The following is a 6,302-nucleotide window of genomic DNA, read 5'->3' on the forward strand; positions in this document are numbered from 1 at the left end:
ATTAAAGGCCAGTTTTCATTCATTGCTTTATCTCCTGATATTTCTAATCCAATCGTTTGCTTATGCCAACTTAACCAATAGATTGATCGCGATCTCGGCAAAACCAGCAACGTTTCGAATTTGCTGCACTCTTTTTTTAATTGTTTATTCTTGGTCTTTTAGGTTCGCTTTCTGGGCACTCAGACTATTTTCTAAAGCAATCGTATTGATGGTACGCACTTCAAGGTTCATTTATATCGCCTCCTTACTTTTAGGAATTAACGCTACGCTCACCGCTAAATTAGGAGCGCAACGTACAATTTTTCCGGTTGCAGCGCTGGTTAGCAGTTTAGCTACAAGGTTCTAAACTTAGTCGGTTTTTTAGTCATACTGAGTGAAATGTAGTTATATATGGCATCGCTGCGTTTGTAGGCACCGTGACTGTCGACTTTCTTTTTACAGTTGGCTACATATATGTTTTTTGTCTTATTTTGGATATATTGCTTATCTTCCGGTCCGTAGAGCCCCAGAGCATTATCAAACTCGGCTAAGCGATATGCACTCGCCAGTACTCCATCCCGCTTAGAATGAAACACATAAAGCGCTTCGATTTTATTTACTGAACTGAAAAACTCTTCACCTTTTTCCAGTGCCTCATTATCGACCGCCGGTGCTGTGCAGAGATAATTTCGAATCAGCTTATCAGCAGTAGTTTGTTTAAGGGCTTTAAGTACAACACGCGCCCCTAAACTGTGAGACATTACATCAAGTAATTGTACGTTTGCGGAGAGGTTTTCAATTAAAAAGCGGAACCTTCGGGCGACAGCATTCGCTCTTTTTTTAGATGCCCACCATTCAAGTCCTTGATCACCACCCGGCCAGGAGTATCCAATAACAAGATAATATTCAGCTTGCAGATGTTCGTGAGTTTTCGCCTCAATAACAGAGTAAGCATCGTATACTTCATCTTGTTCATTATTATATCCATGAACAAGCAGCAGGATTCGTTTACCAGCAAGCTCTGTTACAAAATCCTCAAGTGTGTCAATTATTCTTATTTCCTTGTCCCTGGCTAAATCAATCTCCCTGAATTGATGCCCCTCTTCATTTAGTTTGTCAGGATTATTAAAGCCTTTTCTTGAACTAACTATCAACATAACTTTCTCCTTAGTTATACTGCTTTATTTGCTCATTAACAGGAGATCCATAGATTGCACTCTTTTACGTAATCGAATTAGCACAACCATTAGAAATCCCTTTTTCAGTTTTACATTAGGCACACTCTCTTACTCTTTCCATTACACGCTATTACACTTTCTGAATTTAAAAACAAAACGCACATCCAAGTAATCGGATACAGCCAAACCTTTTCTCTTCCCTTTTAATTATTAGAGATAGATTTATCTGGAATGACTGCTGAAACCGAACTAATTTTACCAGTGAGCTCTAGTATCAGACCTTGTCTTTTTCCTAAAAGAGCAAAACACAAGAGCTGATCCCATATCTATTAATAAAACAATCGGATTGACTGTACGGCATGATAAATAGAGATCAGAGATCGCCAGTCGAAATTAAGTGCCATATTTCTGTTCTATTGCGGCCTGATGTTTTTGCTTTATACAGTGCCTTATCGGCTTGATCCGTTAGTTGGTCCAGATTTTCAATCGCTTCGGATAATTCCGCTATCCCGATAGATGTCGTCAAGGTGATCATATGTTCTCCGTAGCTTATGGCTAATTCAGCTACGGATTGACGGATACGTTCGGCAGTAATCAATGCTGCATCCAGCTCGGTATCCGGCAACATAATCAAAAATTCTTCTCCTCCCTGACGGCCAAATATATCGCTACTTCGCAGCTGTCGTTGACAACATGCTGTCAACGACGACAATACTTTGTCTCCCGCCTGGTGGCCGTAATTATCGTTAATAGATTTAAAATGATCGATATCCAGCGCTAACAAGCAGAGTGGGTGACCATGGCGCCGACTTCGCTCAAGCTCAATTTAACCCAATTCAACAAAATGCCTGCGATTACTGATGCCTGTCAGAGGATCCGTGGCAGCCAGCTTTTCAACATGTTCCAGAGCCTGACGCAATTCAGATTCAGTATTTTTTAAATCAGTAATATCAGTGTTATAGACAAAAACATAACGATCCTGAGTGATAAGGCGTGAAACCTTAATCCATCTGTCATCAACCATCTCCGATTCAAAAGTTCGGAAACCTATTTTCATATGAGCAGACATGCTATTGCGAATAAATTCCTCAATATCACCGTTCTCAATCTGAATACCATCTCCTGATGCGTGCGATTTCCTGATTATTTCTGTAAAACTTAGCCCTTCGGCCTCAATGACCTTAAGACCGAAAAGATTGGCAAATCTATGGTTACAGAAGATAAGCACATAATTGTGGTCGAAAATAGCAAAACCATCCTGACTGGCTTTAATCACATCAATAAGCAAGTCTTTGAATAGATCCGGTGAGTTGGTGATTTTAGGCATAGATCGCTCCCTAAACAGCTGATTCCTGATCCTTTTGATAAGTGTAGAAGAGGGAGAGATTCTTGCCTTATAAAGAGATGACTGTCTCAGCTTGCTTGCGGAGCGGCTGAGTTTGTCATCTCAGCATCATTAGGTATGAAATTCGTGGCCTGGAAGGCATAAAATTAGCCAGGTCGATATCTCAAGGCAAAAGGTAGCAAAAGGTAGGACAGCCAAAGATTTAACTCCCCTTACCACACTGCCACTTCTAAGTTGAACATAGGATTACAAATCCCAGAGTTCCAGTCAGTCAAAAATGGGGAGCTGCCTCACTTTTTTGATACTGATATGTAGGCATGCACTCTTTTTGTACGAATCGCGCCCTAACTAAGAGGCGGAAATTACTGTACCGCGGCACATACATAATAACTGAGCTATCGGGTTAGTTTTTTGACCATTTTTAGAAGTTTTGAATTGATGGTATATCTATTTTGCGTAACGGTATCTATGTTAATAAAAATAAACTCAGAACCTTTATAAGCAATGACTGATTTTGTTTTTTCATTCGCGATGAGTTTATCCAAACCAAGCGTTACAAATTCTGAAGCCATGAGTCTGTCAAATACAGTTGGGTTACCACCTCTTTGTATGTGTCCTAAAATCATGACCCGTGTCTCTATGTCAAAGTTCTTTTCAAACCATTCTTTTATATGTTGAGTTTGTTTTGTGCCTTCTGCTACTACAGCCAAAATATAAGCCCGCCCTTCATCAAGCTCTTTTTTAAGTTTTTCTTCCAATGTGTTCAGGTTGTATTTGATCTCAGGGATGATACACACTTCTGCACCACTGATAATAGAAGATATCAGTGCCAGATATCCGCAATCTCTTCCCATGGTTTCTACGACAAATGCTCTTTTAAAAGAAGCTGACGTATCTCTTATTTCATCTAAGGCATGTTTGATTATATTTAATGACGTATCAACTCCCAAACAATAATCTGTCCCATAAATATCATTGTCAATTGTTGCAGGAATTCCAACAAAAGAGATGTCAAACTCCTCTGAAAATTGGTTAAAGCCTTTAAATGAACCATCCCCTGCAAGAAGTATGACTTTATCAATACCAAATTTCTGCAAGTTTTTATATGCTATCTGTCTGCATTCATACTCGTAAAACCTTTTTGAACGAGAAGTTCTTATTATAGTGCCTCCAAGGTGCATGATTCCTGCTACATCCTCATGAGAGGCTTTTTTGATATTTCCATCAATCAAACCTTCAAAACCATCATAGATAAAATAGGGGGTAATGTTTTTTTCATAACAGTTGTCAACAAAACTTTTTATTGCAGGGTTCATTCCGCTAGAATCACCGCCAGAACACATAATTGCTACAGACATAGTCTAACTCCTTTTCTTTTGGCACTGCTTTCAAATTTACTCATTTTGTTTCAAAAAAACAATTCAAACTATTTTTTGGGGATTTTCCATGTTTATTTCTGACTCCTGCTTTTAACCCCATGAGCAAATTGATACCTTCATCAATATGTTTAATCGCATAGGCTTTAAATTGACCTTTATTAACCGCTTCAAGTATCTCTTCTTTTAACATCAATTTTCTTACATTGGATTGAGGCTTATTTCCCCCTTTGGCGCAGTATTTCCTCGACCACCACCGAATGGATTTTGAGTTATACTTCGCCAGTTACCTGCTCATAATAAGGATAGCAAAAAGTTATCGAAAGTATGTAGGTGCTCACACCAAACTAAGACTTAATGACGACAGAAAAGAAAAAGACAGAAAAGACAGAACATAGAGAAAGGCTGAACTAGGAAAAAGGTAACAAAAGACATAGACAAAAGGCAGGACAGCCAAACCTTTTTTCCTAATAGAATAATTGCATCAGTTGCTTATACAAAAATAGCGTGGATAGTTTTATTGCAGTGATAGCAAAAACTATCCACTAAGTATGTCGATAAGAAAAAAAGATTAAAAGCGTTTACAACGCGGTGTACTTTTGAGTTTTGCTAATTCTGTAGATGCTCGTGCTTTTGTAGGAAAGGGCCCTGCAACGCGATTACTACCTGCTTTTACGCCTGGTTTAATTTGCGCAACACCACAAGTGCCGTTTTTAAGACGACGAACCTCCCAGTTAGTAGCTGCTTGTGCAAAGCTAATCGATAAAAGTGAGATAAGGACGAACAGTATACTTAACTGCTTTTTCATATATTATTCCTATTTTTATCGCTAAGTGCAGGCTTAAACGTAGCTTATAAACTAGGTTATCGCAATTTCAATCCATTAAAAAATATGACCTTGAAAAGAATATAATTTAACATCAGAGACTTAGTCATATTCAGTATGAAATTTAGGCAAATGTCAAACATAGGCAAAAACAGCCAAGCAAAAGGCAGGACAGATGTGGAGCGTCCATATATGGATAGTTTTATTGCAGTGATAGCAAAAACTATCCACTAAGTATGTCGATAAGAAAAAAAGATTAAAAGCGTTTACAACGCGGTGTACTTTTGAGTTTTGCTAATTCTGTAGATGCTCGTGCTTTTGTAGGAAAGGGCCCTGCAACGCGATTACTACCTGCTTTTACGCCTGGTTTAATTTGCGCAACACCACAAGTGCCGTTTTTAAGACGACGAACCTCCCAGTTAGTAGCTGCTTGTGCAAAGCTAATCGATAAAAGTGAGATAAGGACGAACAGTATACTTAACTGCTTTTTCATATATTATTCCTATTTTTATCGCTAAGTGCAGGCTTAAACGTAGCTTATAAACTAGGTTATCGCAATTTCAATCCATTAAAAAATATGACCTTGAAAAGAATATAATTTAACATCAGAGACTTAGTCATATTCAGTATGAAATTTAGGCAAATGTCAAACATAGGCAAAAACAGCCAAGCAAAAGGCAGGACAGATGTGGAGCGTCCATATATGTCCTGATCTTTCACTTGTCAGCTCTACCCCTTGCCCCTTTTGCCAACTAAAATAATAAAAGCTCACACTGCGCACAACTAGCACTTTTGCAACTATCAATTTTTCAAGCTTATTATAGAATTATATTTTTTACTCTTTATTACAGTGAATTAGCATGATTAATAATAAAACTAAAATCGGCAACAAACCCTATCTTATTTTCTCCCTTAGCTTTATTTTGTTTGGCGCTGTGATTGCTTATTCTGGTCTAATTGAACTGGACACAAAGCTGGCTATAGAGGTGTAATGTGGCTGTTCATCGCCCGATAAACTCATAAAGGTAATATTGGTTTCACAAGCCTCGGCAATGCGGCGGCTGCTGACCAATCCACGAGAATAACCAAACAAGATAATTTTTAACATCACTGACGGTGGGTAGGCAGCGGCACCGCCTTTATCGTTTTGGTACCAGTCATCAAAGGTTGTTAAATCAAGGTGATTATCAACAATATGGGAAAGCGCATACTCAAATGTGCCGGGGATGATTTGCTGTGAGAAATCAATCGGAATGAACTTACTTTGACAGGATAAATCGGGTTTGTAATTGGCCATTACATTTCACTCTGGGCGAATAATAACCATTAGATCACAGACGATCAGCACAATCAAGTACGTTTTTTGTACAATTAAAAATAATAGGAAAAGAACGTAAAAACGTTCTTTTTAGAGAAATTCTACAGCCTCAACGCCTTGCTAAGCGGATAAAAATGGTTGGTTAAAATCGCGCAGCGATAACCAACTGTTTTTATTCCGTTTAAGCACCTTGTTAGGTGTTTTCACTTGCAACTTATTTATATTTATTAGAAACCTAAGTAAGATCTTGTTAAATTTAGCTATTACGTAACTCTCGAAG

8 protein-coding genes and 1 pseudogene are annotated in these 6,302 nt (G+C 38.3%); 1 reads left to right on the forward strand and 8 read right to left on the reverse strand.

What is annotated here, in order from left to right:
* Positions 1-346 (forward strand): hypothetical protein (locus AC4GME_RS07910; protein ID WP_490379208.1); only part of this gene is annotated, 346 nt, incomplete at its 5' end.
* On the opposite strand, the gene AC4GME_RS07915 is transcribed toward AC4GME_RS07910, so the two are convergent.
* From AC4GME_RS07915 to AC4GME_RS07950, 8 genes and pseudogenes are all read right to left on the reverse strand, one after another.
* Complete coding sequence (locus AC4GME_RS07915; protein ID WP_490379209.1) at positions 333-1,136, reverse strand: alpha/beta hydrolase; 804 nt, start codon at positions 1,134-1,136, stop codon at positions 333-335. The two genes, AC4GME_RS07910 and AC4GME_RS07915, sit on opposite strands and share 14 nt — an antisense overlap.
* A 394-nt stretch (positions 1,137-1,530) precedes the next feature.
* Positions 1,531-1,983, reverse strand: coding sequence for a GGDEF domain-containing protein (locus AC4GME_RS07920; RefSeq protein ID WP_490377172.1), 453 nt, complete (start codon positions 1,981-1,983; stop codon positions 1,531-1,533).
* The gene (locus AC4GME_RS07925) at positions 1,984-2,484 is read right to left on the reverse strand and encodes a PAS-domain containing protein (RefSeq protein ID WP_490377162.1); all 501 of its coding nucleotides are present in this window, start codon (positions 2,482-2,484) and stop codon (positions 1,984-1,986) included. It lies immediately after the preceding gene.
* A gap of 413 nt (positions 2,485-2,897) precedes the next feature.
* Entirely contained in the window at positions 2,898-3,860 is a 963-nt protein-coding gene (locus tag AC4GME_RS07930; protein ID WP_490377161.1) for a 6-phosphofructokinase, read from the reverse strand.
* Positions 3,861-3,900: 40 nt separating this feature from the next.
* The gene (locus AC4GME_RS07935) at positions 3,901-4,071 is read right to left on the reverse strand and encodes a hypothetical protein (RefSeq protein ID WP_490377160.1); all 171 of its coding nucleotides are present in this window, start codon (positions 4,069-4,071) and stop codon (positions 3,901-3,903) included.
* 378 nt (positions 4,072-4,449) lie between these two features.
* Positions 4,450-4,686 carry a hypothetical protein gene (locus AC4GME_RS07940; RefSeq protein ID WP_490377159.1) on the reverse strand — a complete coding sequence of 79 codons (237 nt, stop codon included), beginning with the start codon at positions 4,684-4,686 and terminating at the stop codon, positions 4,450-4,452.
* 274 nt (positions 4,687-4,960) lie between these two features.
* A complete protein-coding gene (locus tag AC4GME_RS07945) occupies positions 4,961-5,197 on the reverse strand; it encodes a hypothetical protein (protein WP_490377159.1) in 237 nt (78 codons plus the stop codon).
* A gap of 471 nt (positions 5,198-5,668) precedes the next feature.
* Positions 5,669-6,001, reverse strand: a pseudogene (locus AC4GME_RS07950) (transposase); the annotation flags it as partial.
* Positions 6,002-6,302 lie beyond the last annotated feature (301 nt).

It is taken from the genome of Psychromonas sp., assembly GCF_983033635.1.